Consider the following 21,920-nt stretch of genomic DNA (forward strand, 5'->3'; position numbering starts at 1 on the left):
AACCAACCATTAAATTTTAGAAATTTCTCCCAAACTGATCATTTTCTGATATGAATATGAGGGATTAGGGTGAATGCAACACTATGGTGCTACAAAAAAATAACTTTTCGCCCCTTAGATAAAATTTTCCTACAGGAACAGAATCAACATTCTGCCAGCAATAAAGGCCAGGAGTCACATGAACCAACAATATTCCGCAATGCGTAGTAATGTCAGCATGCTAGGTAAGCTGCTTGGAGACACCATCAAAGAAGCGTTAGGGGAAGAAATTCTCGATAAAGTCGAGACTATCCGCAAATTATCCAAATCATCCCGCGCAGGCAATGAAGCACACCGCCAGCAACTACTATCCACATTACAAAACCTATCTAATGATGAACTGTTGCCAGTTGCCCGCGCTTTCAATCAATTTCTCAACCTAACAAACGTCGCAGAACAGTATCACAGCATCTCCCCACATGGTGAAGCTGCCAGCAACCCCGTTGCGTTAGCGAAATTATTCACCCACTTAAAAGAAAAAAATTTCAGTAACAACGACCTAAAAAAAGCGGTAAATGAACTATCTATTGAACTGGTTCTCACCGCTCACCCAACTGAAATCGCGCGTCGTACATTAATCCACAAACTAGTCGCAGTTAACACCTGTCTGTCGCAATTAGACCACGATGATCTGGCGGATTACGAACATAACAACATTATGCGTCGTCTACGTCAGTTAGTTGCCCAGTCATGGCATACTGATGAAATCCGTAAAATTCGTCCTACTCCAATTGATGAAGCTAAATGGGGCTTCGCAATGGTGGAAAACAGCTTATGGGACGGTGTGCCAGCATTCCTACGCGAATTCAACGAACAACTGGAAGAATCAATTGATTACAGCCTGCCGGTCGAAGCAGTACCTATCCGTTTTACTTCCTGGATGGGTGGCGACCGCGACGGTAATCCAAATGTAACGGCTGAAGTGACTCGCCATGTGTTACTACTTAGCCGCTGGAAAGCAGCCGATCTGTTCCTTAAGGATATTCAGGTTCTGGTTTCCGAGTTATCTATGTCTGAGTGTACACCCGAAGTTCGCAAACTGGCGGGTGGAGATGAAATTCTGGAACCTTACCGGGAAATTGCCAAAAAACTGCGAGTACAACTTAACAATACACTGGCATATTTAGAGAAACGACTGAAAGGCGAACAAGTTCTACCTCCAACTGACTTGCTGTTAGATAATGAACAGCTCTGGCAACCGCTTTACGCCTGTTACCAATCACTGAAAATCTGCGGGATGGAAATCATCGCCAATGGTCAATTATTAGATATCCTGCGTCGCATCCGCTGTTTCGGCCTATCACTAGTACGGATTGATGTACGTCAGGAAAGCACCCGCCATACAACGGCCATTTCCGAACTAACCCAATACCTGGAATTAGGTGACTACGCAAGTTGGTCAGAAGAAAAGAAACAGGCTTTCCTGCTGTATGAACTGCATTCCAAACGTCCGCTGATCCCACATAACTGGCAACCAAGCGCTGAAACGCAAGAAGTTTTCGCAACCTGTAAAGTGATTGCAGAATCACCACAAGATGCTATTGCGGCTTACGTTATTTCAATGGCCAAGGCACCTTCTGATGTATTAGCCGTTCACTTGCTACTGAAAGAAGCCAGTTGCCCATTCACCTTACCCGTTGCCCCACTGTTCGAAACCCTAGATGACCTGAATAATGCCGACAATGTCATTCAGCAATTGATGAATATTAAGTGGTATCGCGCCCTGATTCAGGATAAGCAGATGGTGATGATTGGCTATTCTGACTCAGCAAAAGATGCCGGAGTCATGGCTGCCGCATGGGCGCAATACCGGGCACAAGATGCCTTGATCAAAGTCTGTGAAACAGAAGGCGTCGCACTGACTTTATTCCACGGTCGTGGCGGTACCATTGGCCGCGGCGGCGCACCAGCACATGCAGCGCTGCTTTCCCAACCACCGGGAAGCCTGAAAGGTGGCCTACGTGTAACCGAACAAGGTGAAATGATCCGTTTTAAATTCGGTCTACCACAAGTCACTATCAGTAGCTTAGCGTTGTATGCCAGTGCCATTCTGGAAGCAAACTTACTGCCACCTCCGGAACCAAAACCGGAATGGCATCAGGTGATGGATACCCTGTCTGATGTTTCCTGCAAAATGTATCGTGATTATGTGCGTGAACAACCCGATTTTGTGCCTTATTTCCGTGCTGCAACACCTGAACAGGAATTAGCTAAACTACCTTTGGGCTCTCGCCCTGCCAAACGCCGCCCGACAGGAGGGGTAGAAAGTCTACGCGCTATCCCGTGGATTTTCGCCTGGACACAGAACCGCTTGATGTTACCAGCCTGGCTAGGAGCAGGCGCTGCGCTACAAAAAGTGGTGAATGATGGTAAACAGGATGTACTGGCTGAAATGTGCCGTAATTGGCCTTTCTTTACAACTCGTATAGGTATGCTAGAAATGGTCTTCGCTAAAGCTGATTTATGGTTGGCAAAATATTACGATCATCGTCTGGTAGATAAGAGCCTGTGGCCATTAGGCCAAAAATTGCGTAAACAACTTTCTGCGGATATCAAGACGGTATTAGCCATTTCCAAAGATGAGCACCTGATGGCAGATTTACCGTGGATTGCAGAATCTATTGCCCTACGTAATGTTTACACTGATCCATTAAACGTCTTACAGGCAGAACTACTGCTACGCTCTCGTCAACAACAATATCCTGATCCACAAGTTGAACAAGCATTGATGGTAACCATTGCCGGTATAGCAGCCGGAATGCGAAATACAGGTTAGTTGCTGTACGCAGGAGACAATCTCCGCGCAACGGTAGTAACATTATTGAGCACAGTACTGGTATCTTTTTTCTCCAGACAACCCCGTACAAAATGTGCTCAATACACAACGAAAAAGAAGCTATTTCTCACCAAGTGAAGTCTAATTTAAGAAAAATTACTTATCATTAATCCGTTCCTTACTACACAATGAGATACGAAAATACGCAATCACAAACACCAAAATCCCGATCATTACATAAATAAAATTTAATAATGCGATTTTTGCTCACTTCCCTAGAATTGTGTTTTTCTATTTCTCAGAGGACTCAATTATGAAGAAAAGTAAACTCGCCATTTTGTTATCGCTTGCTTCCTTGTTTGGCGTTAATGCCTATGCCCAAACAGAGCAACTACCGAAAGTTCCTGCTGCTCAAAAAGTCCTGATAGAGCAATCCCAGCTACTGCCTAACGTTAAGAGTCCCATCCGAGCCGAAGAGCGGGATCTCAAAATCGAGGATGGGTCTGTTCACGCTCCTGCACCTGGGCTAACCAATATGTGGGTTTATGCTGTTGGCTCAACGAATTGCGGATGGGAATACACTTCCAACTTATTTGCAACAACCTGCGATCACGGAGGACAGCAGCTCCGTGCCGCCGTTCTGGAAATTGGCTACGGGTACAGCTCCTTTGCTTGGATGAACGGCGGTCTACTGCCTAACTCAGCGATGTACTCTTCTAAAACAGTTTGTATTACGAACGGGTACTACACTTGGCCGTGCACTGCGGGCCAAACTGTGGTTGGCTACCTTCATGAATATAATCTCGACGGTAACCAGAATGGCACCTTCAGGTACCAGAACACGTCCACGAATTCTCCTTGGAATACCATGTCTGTGCAGATTAACATTCTTTAACCTGCTGAAATCTACTTAATCTACAAGGGCTGGGAAACCACCCTTGTTCATTTCTACACACAGGTATCAAAGTAATTGACCTATTACGCTAATTCTCATCGTAATTAAGAAGTTATATTCAATTAATTTAAATAATACAGAAAAACCACAATTGAATTTAAAAGATTACCTCTTGTGAGTTCCTCATAAATCGCTGCCGTCAAGTTCCCCCGCAAAGGTCAATTGTGCCTGCACTTGAGCTTATTGAGTTTTCAGATAGTTTTTTGCATTTTAGCCACTTCACGAAATGACAGTGACTCCAGTTGTGCATTTAACTGATTAATCTCCGCGTGTGTATTGTCACGCTGAATTTCTTATTATTCCTAACGGCGATACACTTCCAACTGCCCAACTTTTTCCGTATTAACCATCTTAACAGAGGCACTCAATTCAATATCATCAGTAATAGCACCATAATGTATACCACCATCAACCAGACCAAAAATATTAGGTGCCATATCAACCCCCGCACTAACCATGCGGGAAATCTGCACGCTTTGAAACTCAACAGCAGATTCTGAACGTAGTACCCGTGCCCGTTGCTCATCAACATTAATATGCTCTTCATATATACCCGTTATCTTTCAAGTTGCCTCTTTGTTGGCTGCACTCACTCACCCCGGTCACATAGTTATCTATGCTCCCGGGGATTCGCTCACTTGCCGTCGCGAAGCATCTTGAAATCCATAGGGTATAGTTGGTTATAGCCAGCAGAATTCAGGTTAAATGGTATGTCTTTCTTACCTATAAAAAAGACGATAAGAATCAGTCACTGCAATTATATTATCTTTGTGAGTTACTTTATTTTCTAGTAATTGACTGAATCGCTATTCACATCTATACGACTATCAATCAGATAATATTCGGAAAATAGAGAGTGACAATAATGCAAAAGATATTATGAAACGCACGATAACCATTGAAATTATTTATTACCGTTTAAATCCCCATCATTCATTGAATTAAACACCAAAAATATAAATATGTTAACTCTAAATATATTTACCTTATTTATCCTATAAGACGAAAAAAAACTTACTCTTGATCGAAATAAAGCAGCAAAAAAACATGCTCTTACTAAGAAATTCTTAGTAAGAGCCAACGATTAAGGACGAACACCCAAAGTATGGCAAATTGCATAACTCAGTTCCGCACGGTTCAAGGTATAAAAGTGAAAATCTTTCACACCTTCACGGCTTAAAATCTTTACCATATCCATTGCAATAGAAGCACCAACCAAATTAGAACTTTCAGGATCATCGTCTAACCCATCAAACATTCTGGTCATCCAGCTCGGAATACGAACATTAGTCATTGCAGCAAAACGCTGAAGCTGACGGAAGTTGGATACCGGCAGAATTCCCGGAACAATTTCCACATCAATCCCAGCAGCAACACAACGGTCACGAAAACGCAGATAACTTTCCACATCAAAGAAAAATTGGGTAATAGCACGGCTTGCACCAGCATCAATTTTCCGTTTTAAGCTAATCAAATCAGCTTGAGAACTTTTCGCCTCAGGATGAACTTCAGGGTATGCAGCAACTGAAATATCAAAATCGGCTTCTTTCTTCAGTAATTCAACCAGATCAACCCCGTACATTTTTGGTTTTTCGCCGTTATCCGGTAAATCACCACGTAAAGCCACGATATGACGGATACCATTATTCCAGTAATCACGGGCTATTTTGCACAATTCATCACGGCTGGCATCAATGCAAGTAAGGTGTGGGGCAGCTTCAAGACCGGTTTTCTCTTTTATTCCCTTGATAATGCTATGAGTTCGATCACGTTCACCAGAGTTAGCACCATAAGTAACGGAAACAAATTTAGGCTTGAGGGTGCTCAATCGACCAATCGATTTCCACAGGGTTTTTTCCATCTCTGCTGTACGCGGTGGAAAGAATTCAAATGAAACACGGATCTGCCCTTCCAGTTCAGCCAGATTCTGATTCAGCGCCTCTCGCTGATTAGCGTGAAAAAAACTCATACCCTGTACCTCGTTAACAAGCGGAATAATTTCTTATTTTATAATTTGCCAGCCATTCTTATTTAAACATCTAAACACCTATACGTTTAGACGTCTAAATAAGATGAAGGATCGGCATTTCTTAGTCAACAACAAATTTGGGTTAAACGAGTGAGTAATATTCATCCTGAATCGGAAAAAAATTCATCAATAGATACTGGGTTACGTTTACATCAACTTGGCAGATCAAAATGTCCAAGACAACAATGAGGAAAAGCGTTCTTCTCAGCACAGCCTTCCTCACGTTTCATCGAAAATTAAGCGAAGGAAATCACATTAGATAAAGTAAAAATTTTGTAACTCAAAGCAGCTGCGACAAACGGTTAAGATCAGATTGAATTGCCCCTGCTGTCACATCGCGACCAGCACCCGGTCCGCGGATCACCAGCGGATTATCACGATACCAGCGACTCTCAATCGCAAATACATTGTCGCACGGCAACAAAGAAGCCAGCGGGTGATCAGGACATACTGCCTCAACACCTACTTTTGCCTTACCATTCGCATTAAAACGAGCAACATAGCGCAATACCATACCCATCTCCTGTGCGGCAGCAAATCGCTGCACCATTTGCTCATTGATAGCGCTGCTGTTATCAAAAAATTGCTCAACAGAACCTAATTCTGCGTCTTTCGGGACGAGTGACTCAACACGTACTTGCTCTGGTTCAATCTCATACCCCGCTTCACGAGCGAGGATAATCAATTTACGCATCACATCCTGCCCTGAGAGATCAATACGTGGATCAGGCTCTGTCAATCCCTGTTGCCAAGCTTGCTCGACTAAGTCACTGAATGGTACGGAACCATCAAATTGTAGAAACAGCCAGGATAATGTACCGGAGAAGATACCACTGATCGACAGAATGGTATCACCACTCTCTCGTAAATCTCTCACGGTATGGTTGATTGGTAAGCCAGCACCCACTGTCGCATTATAAAACCAGTGACGACCTGTTTTAGCGAATGCATCACGGATAAGACGATAATCGTTACTACTGGAAGAACCAGCAATCTTATTAGCACTGATAACATGGAAACCGTAGCTGGCGAAATCGGTATAACATCGGGCCAATTCTTCACTGGCAGTCACATCCAAAATGACCAAATCATCATAAGGATGCGCTCTCATCCACAAGAATAACTCATCGACATCATGCTCTGTCGCCTCATTATCAAAGAAAGCTAATGCTCGGCTGGCATCAATTCCCTGATAATCGAGCAAACTTCGGCGGCTATCCACCACCCCTGCCAAAATAAATTCAAAATCACTACGAGCAGAAATATTTTTCTGCTCACGGGTGAATAACTCCAACCAACGGGAACCAATATTGCCTTTACCGAATAAGATCAGGCCAATCCGCTTTTCAGCACGGAATAAACTCTGGTGCAACCCCTGAATGACATGTTCAGTCTGATTAGTTCGCAGCACAGCAACAAGGCTAATACCATCCTCTGCATGCCAGATAAATTCTACTGGCTGATCTTTAAGTTGCTGATAAAAACGATGACAATGCAATGGATTCTTACACACACCTGCTCCAACCAGAGCCACCAGCGCCAGACCTTCTCTCAGGGAGAGTTTCCCCGGCAACGCAGCATCTTCCAGCACGTTCAAAGCGCTACTCACCACTTCGGAAGTGTAACAAAGCTGAATCAGATTACAGTCAGGATGAATACCTGTTGCCAACGGACGAATCTGCCCCTGTTTTAACAACAAATCAATATCTTTATAGATCTGTTTAAAATCATGATGCGCAGCCACATGCAACTCAATCAGGCAAACATCATCATGACTAGTAACAATTTTCGCTCCAGTCCCAGTTGCCAGCACTCTTTCAATACGAGTAGAACCCTGCTCTGGTTGATAGCTGCAACGCAGCAACAGATCAATATCACTGACAGAAACAGGCTGCAAGGTACGAGTATGCAACACAGGCGCAGCAAGACGAGCCAATTCACTGGCTTCATCCAAACGCAATAAAGGTAACAAGCAAGCGTCTTTTACTCTTCTGGGATCAGCACTGTAAACGCCAGCAACATCACTCCAGATAGTCACTCGTTTAGCCCCAGCCAAAACGCCAACCTGAGTTGCAGAATAGTCACTGCCATTGCGTCCCAACAGAACTGTTTCTCCCTCATGATTGCTGGAGATAAAACCCGTCACAACCAGTCGTTTACTTGGATTTTGAGTTAACAACTGACTCAACAACGGCTGAGAAAGTTCAACATCAATTTGTGGCTGAGCTGCCCGTTCTGCACGTAAGAACTGACGAGCATCCACCCAAGCACTAGGCACCCCTTGAGTTTCTAGCACTGCTGACATCAAACGTGCAGACCAGATCTCTCCGTGACCAACAACTTCAGCATAAGTCACATCACCGATCGGCTTATCCAGTAATGCCCCCAACCTTTCCAGATCAGCAATAAAGCACTTCATCAATTCTTCAGCAACAGTTTCAGGTAGCAATCCCTTGATCAGATCCTGCTGATAACGGCGCAGAACCTGCTGTACCTGATGGGCAGAAATACGATCACTCTGACTGAGCTTAAGCCAGTTAATTAACTGGTTAGTGGTGCTGCCTGCCGCGGATACCACCATCAAATCACCGGGTTGGCTATAATTAGCCATAATCTTGGCTACCCGTTGATAACATTTCACATCCGCGAGACTGCTTCCCCCAAACTTATGTAATTGGCGGCCATTTTCCGCCCCTGCTACTGCCAGTGCACTCATGGTCACTCCTTTACTACTGCCTGAAATGCATTTTCCAAATCAGCGATTAAATCCTGACTATCTTCGATACCCACAGAAACACGTAATAGTGAATCCGTAATACCCGCTTCTGCCCTTGCCTGTGCTGACATCCCAGCATGAGTCATCGTTGCCGTATGGGAAATTAAAGTTTCCACACCACCTAATGATTCCGCTAAAGTGAATAATTTTAACTCAGACAGAAAACAACGTATCGCCTGTTCACTACCATCTAACTCAAAACTTATCATTGCGCCAAAACCAGATTGCTGCTTACAAGCAATTTCATGTCCTGGATGATCTTTCAAAGAAGGGTAAAAAAGCTTTTTCACTAACGGTTGCTGTTGAAGATAATTCACAATCTCCAGCGCATTATTTTGCTGTAAAAGTACCCGTGGCGATAAAGTACGTATTCCACGCAGCAGCAAATAACTATCAAACGCCGCACCAGTTACACCAATATTATTTGCCCACCAAGCAAGCTCCGTTGCTATATCTTCATCCTTTGCAATAATCGCTCCGGCAATAACATCAGAATGCCCGTTAAGGTATTTAGTACAGGAATGAACAACCAGATCCGCTCCTAATTCCAGCGGTTTCTGTAATACAGGGCTCAGAAAAGTATTATCAGCAATGACTGTCGCCCCCACTGCATGGGAAAGCTGGCATATACGGGCAATATCTACAATACGTAATAAAGGATTACTTGGTGTCTCAATCAATACCAACTTTGGTTTTCTGGACAACACCCGCTTTAACGCCTGTTCATCCCCCTGATCAACAAAAGCAACTTCATACGCACCACGTTTACTCTGACTGTCAAACAATCGGTAACTGCCACCATAACAATCATGAGGAGCAACCAACAAATCGCCAGGCTTTAGAAAAACGGTGCATAGTAGGTGAATCGCTGACATGCCACTGCTAGTCATGACAGCACCTACCCCTCCTTCCAATTCAGTCAGTGCTCGCTGCACCATATCACGACCAGGATTACTCCTGCGGGAATAATCATGTGTCCTCGGCTGATTGAAATCAGTAAAATTATAAGTACTGGAAAGATAAATAGGTGGAACAACGCAGCCATATTGTTCATCATGATTCAGCCCACTGCGAACTGCTATTGTTGCCTGCTTGCGTGTCATATCAGTTACCACTGTCTGCCATAAATTGAATCAAGGAAGAATATCCTCTACCATAATAGACGTCAACACATCTAGACATCTAAACCTCTTTACGGTTAGATTAAGCAGTGGGATAATTATCCATCATAATTATGATACTTTTATTAGTAGCGATTAGTTTATCGAATATACTATAACTGTATAATTGATAAGGAAATCACGATAAAATGGCAATATTTCACAACGAAAGCTGCCTCTGTTATCTGGCTTAATTTTATGACTATACGACTATTTAAGGTACCCCATGGCTGAATGGAATGGTGAATATGTCAGCCCTTATGCTGAACATGGCAAAAAAAGCGAACAAGTGAAGAAAATCACAGTTTCAATTCCTTTGAAAGTGTTGAGAATTCTCACTGATGAGCGTACCCGTCGCCAGGTAAATAACCTGCGTCATGCAACTAACAGTGAATTGCTATGTGAAGCATTCCTGCATGCATTTACCGGGCAACCACTTCCTAATGATGATGACTTACGCAAAGAGCGTAATGATGAAATCCCAGAGGCTGCAAAAGAGATCATGCGTGAATTGGGCATTGATCCCGACACCTGGGAATATTGATAGTGGCACAACAAAACCTACTGAAAAATTAAGGTCTTTTGTCATGTTCATTTAAAATGCAAAACGCCCGATGCAAAACACCGGGCGTTTGTACCAGTTGGCCTACCTTATTGGCGGGCGCAATTCTGCAATTACTTGCTGACACCTGGAACGTTGAAACGTTTCTTGAAGCGATCAACACGACCACCGGTAGCAACATCACGTTGTTTACCAGTATAGAATGGGTGACATTGACCGCATACGTCCAAATTCAGGGAGTGACCAACGGTAGATCTAATTTGTATTACATTACCGCAAGAGCAAGTTGCAGTAACTTCTTCATACTTAGGATGAATACCTTTCTTCATGGGATAACCTCTGTTTAAGGCCGTGTCGCTATCCAGCCCTGTTGCCGCCAGACACCACACGTCACGTTGATAAAATAAGTTTGGTATCTTCCGTACCAAAGGCGGCGGATCATACAGAATATCTGCCTCTCTCGCAATGAAATCCACTCAACATCTATGGTACTCTATAATCAATTTTTGATTATATTTTAACTTACCCATTGATTTTGTGGAATAATTTTATGGCTGTTGTTCAGGTTGCTCTACCTGTCCCTCTTACTCGCTCTTTTGACTATCTGTTGCCCGCAAACAGCCAATTACCCGTTGTAGGGATGCGGGTAACAGTACCTTTCGGCAAACGCAAAGCAATTGGTATCGTCACTGGAACAACCGATAGTAGTGATATTCCGGCAGAACAACTGAAACCGATAGAATCTATTCTCGATACTCGTTCCTTATTTTCAGAAGATCTTTGGCAATTATTACGTTGGGCCTCCAACTATTACCATTATCCCATAGGAGAAGTCCTGTTTCATGCCTTGCCGGTATTACTTCGTCAGGGAAAACCGGCTGAATCAACCCCGCTCTGGCAATGGCAAGTGACTCCGACAGGTGCCGAAATACCGTTGGCACAATTGAAACGATCACCAAAACAACAACAGGCTCTGGCAACATTGCGCCAGAAAGCGATATATCGCCATCAAATTGCAGAACTGGAATTGAGCGAAAGCGCTCTTCAGTCACTTAAAAAGAAAACACTTATCGATTTGCACCCTGTACAACCTGAGTTTGAAGACTGGAGGAACCATTTTCAGGTCACCGGTGAACGCCTGCAATTGAATACAGAACAGGCCACAGCAGTTGGTACTATCCGTGCAGAAGATCAACAATTTTCTCCCTGGTTACTGGCTGGAATCACTGGCTCAGGTAAAACAGAAATTTATCTCAGTGTACTGGAGAATATTTTGGCACAAGGTAAACAGGCACTGATACTTGTACCGGAAATTGGCCTGACACCACAGACAATCCGCCGTTTCAATGAACGCTTCAATGTACCAGTTGACGTTCTTCATTCAGCCCTAAATGACAGTGAACGCCTTGCTGTATGGCTACGGGCGCAACGCGGTGAGAATGCAATTATCATCGGTACACGCTCAGCCCTATTTACACCATTTGCCTGTTTGGGTGTCATCATTATCGATGAAGAACACGATAGTTCTTATAAGCAACAGGAAGGCTGGCGTTACCATGCCCGGGATTTAGCCGTGTTCAGAGCAAAAAAAGAGAATATCCCAGTTATCATGGGTTCTGCCACGCCAGCACTAGAAACACTTTATAACGTACAACAAGGCAAATATCGCCAGCTAACCCTATCCAAACGAGCTGGGAATGCTCAGCCAGCCACTCAATATTTATTGGATTTAAAAGGTTTACCCCTAAAAGTCGGGTTATCTCAGCCACTTATAAATCGTATTAAAGAACATCTGAAAGCAGACAACCAAATAATGCTGTTCCTCAACCGCCGTGGTTATTCACCCGCTTTACTTTGTCATGAGTGTGGTTGGATTGCAGAATGCCAACGCTGTGACCATTATTACACCCTGCATCAGCATCATCGTCAGTTACGTTGCCATCATTGTGATCGCCAACGCCCAGTTCCTCGCCAGTGTCCACAGTGCGGCTCCACTCATCTTCAACCTGCTGGCCTCGGCACAGAACAGCTTGAAAGTGGTCTTTCAGCCCTGTTCCCTGGTGTGCCTATTACCCGCATTGACCGGGATACCACTAACCGCAAAGGAGCACTGGAACAGCGACTGACGGATATTCATACCGGAGGTGCCCGCATATTGATTGGCACACAAATGCTAGCAAAAGGCCATCATTTCCCTAACGTCACACTAGTCTCCTTGCTGGATGTTGACGGTGCCCTATTTTCTGCGGACTTCCGGGCAGCAGAACACTTTGCGCAGCTTTATACGCAAGTATCTGGCCGGGCAGGCCGGGCAGGTAAACAAGGAGAAGTTGTTCTCCAGACCCATCACCCTGACCATCCATTACTGCAAATTCTATTAAATAAAGGTTACGACGCCTTCGCTACTCAAACTATGGATGAACGACAAAGCGTATTTTTGCCGCCATTTACCAGCCATATTATCTTACGGTCAGAAGATCACGATAATCAGCAATCGCCCGCTTTTTTACAACAATTGCGTCTGCTTTTTGAAAATCACCCTCTGCGTGACGATAACTTATGGATCATGGGGCCGGTTCCGGCATTACAGGCGAAAAGAAGCGGTCGTTATCGCTGGCAGCTCCTGATTCAACATCCATCTAGAATTTCTTTACAGAAAATAATGGCCATGGTCTATCCACAAATAACTTCATTGCCACAAACTCGAAAAGTGAAATGGAGTATTGATGTAGACCCAACTGATAGTTAGTGATTCATAACCTTTATTTTTAAGCGCATAAGTTTATCAAATAAAACATACTCCTATAACTACTTGGAAAAATCACACTTGATAATAAGCAATCAATGAAAAATTATTTACTAATTTGCGAGCCACATCGAATAAATGATTCATATCACCTTTTTTTGCAAACTAAGGAGCAAACGAATTTGCCAAACTGTTTAGAATGATCCCTTAACAACATTGTCATAATCCTAAACCCAAGGTCGTTATTTTCCTTGAAATGACTGATGGACTCCCGGCAACCAGAAAATGACAATCGTTTAACTAATCAGTCAGGAAATGAGGAGTGAGTTTTGGAGCAGAAAAAGAATGGCACCTCCGCAACAATGAAAGATGTCGCAGAGGTGGCTGGCGTTTCTACCGCAACAGTATCAAGAACACTCATGAATCCGGAAAAGGTTTCTTCCCAGACACGTCAAAAAGTGGAACAAGCTGTACTGGCTGTGGGCTATTATCCTAATAACTTATCACGCAATCTTAAACGCAGTGAGTCAAAAACTATTTTGGTGATAGTGCCAAATATCAGTGACCCTTTTTTCACAGATGTCATTTGTGGTATCGAAGAAACAGCCTCACAACATGGCTATTTAGTGTTAATTGGTGATTGCCAACATCAGCAAAAACAGGAACACGCGTTTCTCAATCTGATTATCACTAAACAGATCGATGGTATACTACTGCTCGGTTCTAACATCCCATTTGATGCCAGTAAAGAAGAACAAAAAAACTTGCCACCAATGGTAATGGCAAATGAATTTGCACCAGATTTAGAACTGCCGACTATTCATATTGATAATCTGACCGCAGCATTCAACGCCACCCATTACTTGCAAACACTGGGGCATAAACGCATTGCCTGCATTTCCGGACCAGAAGATATACTACTTTGCCGTTATCGCCTTCAGGGATATATACAAGCATTGCGCCGTTCTGGCGGGACAATTCGTGAAGATTATATTGTCCACGGTAATTTTACCTATGAAAGCGGTGCTGAACTGACCAAACAGTTGGTCTCTTTAGCGGAGCCTCCTACCGCCATTTTTTGCCACAGCGATGTAATGGCGATCGGTGTTATGTGGCAAGCTAAAAGAATGGGTTTAAGAATACCAGAAGATTTATCAGTTATTGGATTCGACAACTTAGATTTAGCCATGTACAGCGATCCACCACTGACCACAGTTGGACAGCCCCGTTATCAAATTGGCTACAAGGCAATGTTACTGTTACTCGATCAAATCCAAGGCCACGCAACATCTGGCGGTTCTCAATTGCTGGAATCGGAATTAATTATTCGGCAAAGCACCTGTTCGCCTAAAAGCTAGGCAAATAACCGCAGGTTAAGTAACATATCGTTTATTTTCTTTTACTTAAATAACTCAGCGAATTAGACAGTGGCACAACGAGATTATGTGAGTCGCGGGCGTTCAAACACCCGCCGTAAAAATACCGATAAGAAAAAATACCAAACCCAAGGTCTGCCAAAAACAACATTGGCAGTAGCAATAGCATTGGTGGTTATTTTTATTGGTGGCCTTTACTTTATTACCCACAATAAGCAGGAAAACGTTCCAGACGCACGACCAAAACATCCTCAACAAAATCATGGCTTGCCGCCAAAACCGGAAGAACGCTGGCGCTACATCAAAGAGTTGGAAAATCGTCCTGTTGGCATAGAGACTCCACGTGATCCATCATCTAGTGGGCAAATAAATTCACAGACCCAATTGACCGCAGAACAACGGCAACTACTCGAACAAATGCAGGCAGATATGCAACAGCCAGCAACTTCATTGCCAGAAGTTCCATACAATGGCGTTCAAGTGCCACGTTCACAAGTTATCATCAAGCCACCAGCAGAGACGCAGCAACAGCCGCTGGAAACAAAGCCACAGCAACAAGTTCAAACAGCTCAGCCGCAAATACCACCAGCTGAAACCAGTAAATCTAAACCAGCAGAAACCGCACAACGCATGATTTTACAGTGTGGGTCATTCCGCAATATGGATCAGGCTGAATCAGTACGCGCCAGTCTGGCATTTACCGGTATTGAAAGCCAAATCACAACAGGAGGTGGTTGGCATCGTGTCGTTCTTGGTCCTTACAGTAAAAGCACCGCAGAAAAAATGCAGGAACGTCTGAAAGGTGCCGGAGTATCTGGTTGTATTCTCCGTGTAACAGGGGGTTGAAAAATTATAATTCTCCCCCATTTATAACTGCTAGCACCGTGCACACGGTATTTTCGATAGCCATATACACTGTCGAAAATACCGTGCGTCACATTTATCTATTTTTGTAACCAAGGGCTTACTCGTGACTACAATCGTAAGTGTTCGCCGTAATGGCCAGGTCGTAATCGGTGGTGATGGACAGGCAACGATGGGTAATACCGTCATGAAAGGCAATGTCCGCAAAGTTCGCCGCCTCTATAATGACAAAGTAATCGCGGGTTTTGCCGGCGGTACAGCAGACGCTTTTACTCTGTTTGAACTGTTTGAACGTAAACTGGAAATGCATCAAGGGCATCTGACCAAGGCAGCTGTTGAACTTGCCAAAGATTGGCGTACTGACCGTATGCTACGCAAACTGGAAGCATTACTAGCAGTCGCGGATGAAAACAGCTCCCTAATTATTACAGGTAACGGCGATGTTATTCAGCCCGAAAATGACCTAATTGCCATTGGTTCTGGTGGTCCATACGCGCAGGCTGCCGCTCGGGCAATGCTGGAAAACACCAATCTCAGTGCCAGAGAAATTGCAGAGAAAGCGCTGACAATTGCCGGTGATATCTGTATTTACACTAACCATAATCACAACTTCGAAGAACTTCCTTCAAAAGCGTAAGGATAGATAGTATGTCTGAAATGACTCCACGCGAAATTGTCAGCGAACTTGACAACTATATTATTGGTCAGGACAAAGCGAAACGCGCTGTAGCTATCGCACTCCGTAACCGCTGGCGTCGTATGCAGCTAAATGAAACGCTGCGTTACGAAGTAACGCCTAAAAATATTCTGATGATTGGCCCGACTGGTGTCGGTAAAACCGAAATCGCACGTCGCCTGGCAAAATTGGCCAATGCACCATTCATCAAAGTTGAAGCAACAAAATTTACTGAAGTTGGCTATGTTGGTAAAGAAGTCGATTCTATTATCCGTGATCTAACAGACGCTGCGGTTAAAATGGTTCGCCTACAATCTATTGAAAAAAACCGTTACCGAGCTGAAGAGCTGGCAGAAGAGCGTATTTTGGATGTGTTGATTCCACCAGCAAAAAATAACTGGGGGCAAGCAGAAATTCAGTCTGAGCCATCAGCAGCACGCCAGGCATTCCGTAAGAAATTACGCGAAGGTCAGCTTGATGATAAAGAAATCGAGATCGACCTTGCTACCGCACCCGTGGGTGTAGAAATCATGGCTCCTCCTGGCATGGAAGAGATGACCAATCAGTTACAATCCATGTTCCAAAACCTTGCCGGTCAGAAACACAAATCACGTAAGCTGAAAATCAAAGATGCCTTCAAACTGCTGGTAGAAGAAGAAGCTTCTAAACTGGTTAACCCGGAAGAGTTGAAACAGCAGGCAATTGATTCAGTTGAACAACACGGCATTGTCTTCATTGATGAAATCGACAAGATCTGTAAACGCGGTCAGACTTCAGGCCCTGATGTTTCCCGTGAAGGCGTTCAGCGTGACCTACTACCACTAGTGGAAGGCTGTACTGTATCCACTAAACATGGCATGGTGAAAACAGACCATATCTTATTTATCGCATCCGGTGCATTCCAGGTTTCCAGTCCTTCTGATCTGATCCCTGAATTACAAGGGCGTTTACCAATCCGCGTGGAACTGCAAGCATTAACCACAGAAGATTTTGAGCGTATTCTGACTGAACCTAGTGCATCCCTGACCGAACAATACAAAGCACTGATGGCAACAGAAGGAATGAACATCAGCTTCACAGCTGACGGAATCCGCAGAATCGCTGAAGCAGCATGGCAGGTAAATGAATCAACCGAAAATATCGGGGCTCGCCGCTTACATACTGTGCTTGAGCGCCTAATGGAAGATATCTCTTTTGAAGCCAGCGAACGTCACGGTCAGTCAGTTGATATCAATGCTGACTACGTTAAAGAACATTTGGATGAACTGGTTGCAGATGAAGATCTGAGCCGATTTATTCTATAATCGGGGTATGTGATTCCTTGATTCGCTATAATTAATGATGGGAGGCTTGCCTCCCATCGCTTTTTTATAACACTAAAAGGAGCGAGTTAACGCAGAAATGAACTCATCAACTTCCATTAGTCAAACCCAAGCATGGCTGGAAAGTTTGCGCCCGAAAACGCTTCCGCTAGCACTTGCAGCCATCATTACCGGATCAGCCCTTGCTGCCTGGAGCGGGCATTTCAAGCTCCCTGTTGCCTTGCTCGCATTATTAACAGCAGCCATACTGCAAATTCTATCCAATCTCGCCAATGACTATGGAGATGTTGTTAAAGGAAGTGATAGCGAAAAACGTATCGGACCGCTGCGCGGCATGCAAAAAGGGATGATTACCGCCTCACAGATGAAAAAGGCACTGAAGATTATGGTGTTGCTGGCTTGCCTATCTGGCGCTATCCTGATTGCTATTGCCTGTGAAGAGCCCAGAGACATATTAGGTTTCTTGGTACTAGGTTTACTGGCAATTATTGCCGCAATTACTTATACAGTCGGTACAAAACCTTATGGCTATATGGGACTCGGTGATATTTCAGTACTGATTTTCTTTGGCTGGTTAAGTGTTGCCGGGACTTATTACCTGCAAGCTGGTTTTTTTGACTCAATCGTCGTACTGCCGGCAACGGCCTGCGGTTTTTTGTCTACCGCTGTTTTGAATATTAATAACTTGCGCGATATTGAAGATGACAAACGAAATGGCAAAAATACCCTGGCTGTCCGTCTCGGCCCTAAAAAAGCCCGTTATTATCATGTCAGTCTGATAATCGGAGCAATATTCTGCCTGGTATTATTTACCATACGAAATTTGCCTGGCTGGTCCGGTTGGCTATTCCTGCTCGCTCTGCCTTTATTATTTAAGCACATGTGGTATGTACTTAATGAACCCACACCAGAAGGAATGCGTCCAATGTTGGAACACATGGTTAAAATAGCATTACTGACTAACATTCTTTTTTCTGTCGGTCTTATTCTTAATTAGTCAGACAGAATTCGATCTTTTGTACCATTTTATCAATTGATGATTTTGCTAACATCAGCCAGGAAGGGATATACTTATTGTCCCATACCTTAACCAGACGTAAATCCTATGAAATATGATACTTCCGAGCTTTGTGATATCTATCAGGAAGAAGTAAATGTGGTAGAGCCTATGTTCTCCAATTTTGGTGGACGTACTTCATTTGGTGGTCAAATCATAACAGTTAAGTGTTTTGAAGATAACGGGTTACTTTATGACCTGCTCGAAGAAAATGGTCATGGCCGCATTTTGCTAGTAGATGGTGGTGGTTCTGTACGCCAAGCATTGATTGATGCTGAACTTGCACAACTCGCGATGCAAAATGAATGGGAAGGCATTGTCGTTTACGGTGCTGTACGTCAAGTTGATCAACTGGCAGAGCTAGATCTTGGTATTCAAGCTATAGCGGCCATTCCTGCCGGCTGTCGTGATGAAGGTACCGGTGCTAGCGATATCCGGGTAAATTTCGGCGGTGTAACTTTCTTCTCCGGTGATTATTTGTATGCTGATAATACCGGAATCATCCTATCTGAAGAGCCGCTGGGGCTTGATGATAGTGAAGAAGACGAGATAATCTAACAACAATGCATAAAATTAAGGGCGATTCTTAAATCGCCCTTTTTTGTCTGCCGGAAATTGTAATTACTGGACATCTTCCATTTTGCCTAACAAAGCACGAAGGCGCTCTTGCCACCCCTGCTGCTCTTGTCTTAATTGCTCATTTTCATGAGCCAAAGACTCATTGCTGCTGGTTGCATTCTGAATTTCCTGAGATAAAGATCTGTTTTTTTCTTTTAATTCTTCAATTTCCATTTGTAGCAGGGTAATAGTATCAACCGCCTGCTGAACCTTAGCTTCCAGCTTTTCAAAAACTTCAAATGACATTCTCGGTTCCCCCTTATAAGCAATCGTCTGATTGTATGTAGCCAAAGCGCCCCTGTCTAGCAACATCCCCAGTACAAGTAAAATAACTATTTAAATAAAAGCACAAAGCAGCTCACACTTTGATTTTTGGCAAAACAATAGAAAGATGCGAATTCGCTCATTTTGTTGACACAACACACACATTTCAATTGCGCTATTTCTCGTTTACGAACATTAACGATAAATTTACATAATCCACCTTTCAATGCCTGAAAGGCGAAAATAACAATGATCACTCTAAAATCTTCTTAGTAGGATAGAACATATGAGCCAAACTACTAACACAACATTAACCGGACAATGTATCGCTGAGTTTCTTGGTACCGCACTACTGGTCTTCTTTGGCTTGGGTTGTGTTGCCGCTGCCCGTATTGCCGGCGCACAACTAGGCTTGTGGGAAATTAGTATTATTTGGGGTCTCGGCGTTGCTTTAGCTGTTTATCTTACCGCTGGTGTTTCCGGAGGTCACCTTAACCCAGCCGTGACCATTGCCTTATGGCTGTTTGCACACTTTAGCGGCAAAAAAGTCATTCCTTTTATCATTGCACAGATGATTGGTGGTTTTGTTGCTGCGGCTATCGTCTATACGATGTATTACAATATATTCCTCGATTACGAACAGGTACATAATATCGTTCGTGGTACTCCTGAGAGTCTTTTTACCGCAGGTGTATTCTCCACTTATCCAATGGCATCACTTTCTATTCCTCAGGCATTTATGATAGAAACCATCATTGCCGCAACCTTGCTGTGCCTGATTATGGCGCTGACTGACGATGGTAACGGTATTCCTCGCGGTCCTTTGGCTCCATTACTGATTGGTATCCTGATTGCCGTTATCGGTGGTGCATTTGGTCCACTAACAGGCTTCGCTCTGAATCCAGCCCGTGACTTTAGCCCTAAATTAGTTGCTTATCTGGCTGGCTGGGGAGATATTGCCCTAACTGGTGGACGTGAAATCCCTTACTATCTGGTTACTCTGACAGCTCCAATTATTGGCGGCATTATCGGAGCATTTGGCTACCGTAAACTTATTGGTCGCAATCTGCCAACTAGTATTGGTAAAACTGAAAACCAGAATAAAAAGAAAGCTTAAAGTAGAGGATCTCCAAACAGGTTATTATCATGACAACACAGAATACGATTGAGGAAAAATATATCGTTGCCCTTGATCAAGGAACAACTAGCTCACGAGCCGTCATTCTTGATCACAACGCTAATATTATCTCCATTTCACAAAGAGAATTTACCCAGATTTATCCGAAACCCGGTTGGGTCGAACATGATCCGATGGAAATCTGGGCAACCCAAAGCTCAACGCTGGTAGAAGTATTAGCGAAAGCGGATATTAGCTCTGATCAGATTGCAGGCATCGGTATTACTAACCAGCGTGAAACAACCATTATCTGGGAAAAAGAAACTGGAAAACCTATCTATAATGCCATTGTGTGGCAATGTCGCCGTACTGCGGATGTCTGCACTAAACTGAAGCAGAAAGAGGGGCTGGAAGAATATATTCGCCAGAATACAGGGCTAGTTGTGGACCCTTACTTCTCTGGTACCAAAGTGAAATGGATTTTGGATCATGTCGAAGGCGCACGTGAACGGGCTGAAAAAGGCGAGTTACTATTCGGCACTGTGGACACTTGGTTAGTATGGAAAATGACTCAAGGCCGTGTCCACGTTACGGATTTCACGAATGCATCTCGTACAATGTTATTCAATATTCACAATCTAGATTGGGATCAGCATATTCTTGATGAATTACAAATCCCACGCGCCCTACTGCCAACGGTTTGTTCATCTTCTGAAATTTATGGTCAAACCAACATTGGCGGTAAAGGCGGCACCCGTATTCCTATCGCAGGGATCGCAGGTGACCAACAGGCTGCATTGTATGGTCAGCTTTGTGTTCAGCCCGGTATGGCGAAAAACACCTATGGGACAGGCTGTTTCCTGCTAATGAACACAGGCAAAGATGCCGTGCGTTCCAACCATGGATTATTAACCACCATCGCTTGCGGCCCCCGCGGCGAAGTAAACTATGCACTTGAAGGTGCCGTTTTTGTTGGTGGAGCCTCTATTCAGTGGTTACGTGATGAGCTAAAACTCATTGCAGATGCTGCTGATTCCGAATACTTTGCTACTAAAGTTAAAAATAGTAACGGCGTGTATGTAGTTCCCGCTTTTACCGGCCTTGGTGCCCCCTATTGGGACCCCTACGCCCGCGGTGCAATCTTCGGCCTGACCCGTGGTACCAACAGTAATCACATCATTCGTGCAACACTGGAATCCATTGCCTATCAAACCCGCGATGTCCTGGATGCAATGCAGGCTGATGCAGGGACCAGATTGCAAGCACTACGTGTAGATGGTGGTGCAGTTGCCAACAATTTCTTGATGCAATTTCAATCAGATATTCTTGGAACCCGTGTGGAACGTCCTGTTGTACGTGAAAGTACTGCATTGGGAGCTGCCTTCCTCGCAGGATTGGCAGTTGGCTACTGGAAAGATCTGGATGAAGTGAAAAGCAAAGCCACCATTGAAAAAGAATTTCGTCCAGGCATTGAAACCACAGAACGTAATTACAAATATAATGGCTGGAAAAAGGCTGTTGCCCGTGCGCAAGATTGGGAAGACAAAAGTTAAGTTTCCTTATAAAAGGGTGGAATTTTCCAC

At 44.0% G+C, this 21,920-nt stretch carries 18 protein-coding genes; 12 read left to right on the forward strand and 6 right to left on the reverse strand.

Going from position 1 to position 21,920, the window contains the following annotated elements; genetic code table 11:
- The first annotated feature begins 178 nt into the window (after window positions 1-178).
- Window positions 179-2,815 carry a phosphoenolpyruvate carboxylase gene (ppc, locus tag BDD30_RS11570; protein ID WP_015836305.1) on the forward strand — a complete coding sequence of 879 codons (2,637 nt, stop codon included), beginning with the start codon at window positions 179-181 and terminating at the stop codon, window positions 2,813-2,815.
- A 313-nt stretch (window positions 2,816-3,128) separates the two neighbouring features.
- A complete protein-coding gene (locus BDD30_RS11575; RefSeq protein ID WP_049795232.1) occupies window positions 3,129-3,710 on the forward strand; it encodes a YolA family protein in 582 nt (193 codons plus the stop codon).
- 362 nt (window positions 3,711-4,072) lie between these two features.
- Here BDD30_RS11575 and BDD30_RS24675 read toward each other — a convergent pair whose 3' ends face one another.
- The 4 genes from BDD30_RS24675 to metB form a co-directional block, all read right to left on the reverse strand.
- Complete coding sequence (locus BDD30_RS24675) at window positions 4,073-4,207, reverse strand: hypothetical protein (protein WP_269450438.1); 135 nt, start codon at window positions 4,205-4,207, stop codon at window positions 4,073-4,075.
- 647 nt (window positions 4,208-4,854) lie between these two features.
- On the reverse strand, window positions 4,855-5,739 hold the full coding sequence (gene metF, locus BDD30_RS11580) for a methylenetetrahydrofolate reductase (protein ID WP_015836308.1): 885 nt from the start codon (window positions 5,737-5,739) through the stop codon (window positions 4,855-4,857).
- A gap of 340 nt (window positions 5,740-6,079) precedes the next feature.
- A complete protein-coding gene (locus tag BDD30_RS11585; protein WP_015836309.1) occupies window positions 6,080-8,515 on the reverse strand; it encodes a bifunctional aspartate kinase/homoserine dehydrogenase II in 2,436 nt (811 codons plus the stop codon).
- A 2-nt stretch (window positions 8,516-8,517) separates the two neighbouring features.
- A complete protein-coding gene (gene metB / locus BDD30_RS11590; RefSeq protein WP_041382590.1) occupies window positions 8,518-9,678 on the reverse strand; it encodes a cystathionine gamma-synthase in 1,161 nt (386 codons plus the stop codon).
- A 283-nt stretch (window positions 9,679-9,961) separates the two neighbouring features.
- On the opposite strand from metB, the gene metJ reads away from it, so the two are divergent.
- Entirely contained in the window at window positions 9,962-10,279 is a 318-nt protein-coding gene (gene metJ, locus BDD30_RS11595) for a met regulon transcriptional regulator MetJ (protein WP_015836311.1), read from the forward strand.
- A 131-nt stretch (window positions 10,280-10,410) separates the two neighbouring features.
- Here metJ and rpmE read toward each other — a convergent pair whose 3' ends face one another.
- Entirely contained in the window at window positions 10,411-10,626 is a 216-nt protein-coding gene (gene rpmE, locus BDD30_RS11600) for a 50S ribosomal protein L31 (RefSeq protein WP_036771993.1), read from the reverse strand.
- A 221-nt stretch (window positions 10,627-10,847) separates the two neighbouring features.
- On the opposite strand from rpmE, the gene priA reads away from it, so the two are divergent.
- The 7 genes from priA to rraA all read left to right on the forward strand — a co-directional run bounded on the left by priA (window position 10,848) and on the right by rraA (window position 18,896).
- The gene (priA, locus tag BDD30_RS11605; RefSeq protein ID WP_041382592.1) at window positions 10,848-13,046 is read left to right on the forward strand and encodes a primosomal protein N'; all 2,199 of its coding nucleotides are present in this window, start codon (window positions 10,848-10,850) and stop codon (window positions 13,044-13,046) included.
- Between the two features lie 326 nt (window positions 13,047-13,372).
- Complete coding sequence (gene cytR / locus BDD30_RS11610) at window positions 13,373-14,401, forward strand: DNA-binding transcriptional regulator CytR (RefSeq protein WP_015836314.1); 1,029 nt, start codon at window positions 13,373-13,375, stop codon at window positions 14,399-14,401.
- Between the two features lie 69 nt (window positions 14,402-14,470).
- Window positions 14,471-15,265 carry a cell division protein FtsN gene (gene ftsN / locus BDD30_RS11615; RefSeq protein WP_015836315.1) on the forward strand — a complete coding sequence of 265 codons (795 nt, stop codon included), beginning with the start codon at window positions 14,471-14,473 and terminating at the stop codon, window positions 15,263-15,265.
- 124 nt (window positions 15,266-15,389) lie between these two features.
- On the forward strand, window positions 15,390-15,920 hold the full coding sequence (gene hslV / locus BDD30_RS11620) for an ATP-dependent protease subunit HslV (protein WP_015836316.1): 531 nt from the start codon (window positions 15,390-15,392) through the stop codon (window positions 15,918-15,920).
- 11 nt (window positions 15,921-15,931) lie between these two features.
- Window positions 15,932-17,263 (forward strand): ATP-dependent protease ATPase subunit HslU, encoded by a 1,332-nt coding sequence (hslU, locus tag BDD30_RS11625; RefSeq protein WP_015836317.1) that lies wholly within the window; start codon window positions 15,932-15,934, stop codon window positions 17,261-17,263.
- 97 nt (window positions 17,264-17,360) lie between these two features.
- A complete protein-coding gene (locus tag BDD30_RS11630) occupies window positions 17,361-18,278 on the forward strand; it encodes a 1,4-dihydroxy-2-naphthoate polyprenyltransferase (protein WP_015836318.1) in 918 nt (305 codons plus the stop codon).
- 108 nt (window positions 18,279-18,386) lie between these two features.
- Window positions 18,387-18,896, forward strand: a complete 510-nt coding sequence (gene rraA, locus BDD30_RS11635; RefSeq protein ID WP_015836319.1) for a ribonuclease E activity regulator RraA — start codon at window positions 18,387-18,389, stop codon at window positions 18,894-18,896.
- Window positions 18,897-18,959: 63 nt separating this feature from the next.
- Here rraA and zapB read toward each other — a convergent pair whose 3' ends face one another.
- The gene (gene zapB, locus BDD30_RS11640) at window positions 18,960-19,202 is read right to left on the reverse strand and encodes a cell division protein ZapB (protein ID WP_041382595.1); all 243 of its coding nucleotides are present in this window, start codon (window positions 19,200-19,202) and stop codon (window positions 18,960-18,962) included.
- Between the two features lie 304 nt (window positions 19,203-19,506).
- Between zapB and BDD30_RS11650 the strand changes: the two genes are divergently transcribed.
- Entirely contained in the window at window positions 19,507-20,337 is an 831-nt protein-coding gene (locus BDD30_RS11650) for an MIP/aquaporin family protein (protein WP_015836322.1), read from the forward strand.
- Window positions 20,338-20,366: 29 nt separating this feature from the next.
- Entirely contained in the window at window positions 20,367-21,890 is a 1,524-nt protein-coding gene (gene glpK, locus BDD30_RS11655) for a glycerol kinase GlpK (protein ID WP_015836323.1), read from the forward strand.
- The last annotated feature ends 30 nt before the right edge of the window (window positions 21,891-21,920 follow it).

This window comes from Photorhabdus asymbiotica, assembly GCF_003634575.1.
GTDB classification, from domain to species: domain Bacteria; phylum Pseudomonadota; class Gammaproteobacteria; order Enterobacterales; family Enterobacteriaceae; genus Photorhabdus; species Photorhabdus asymbiotica.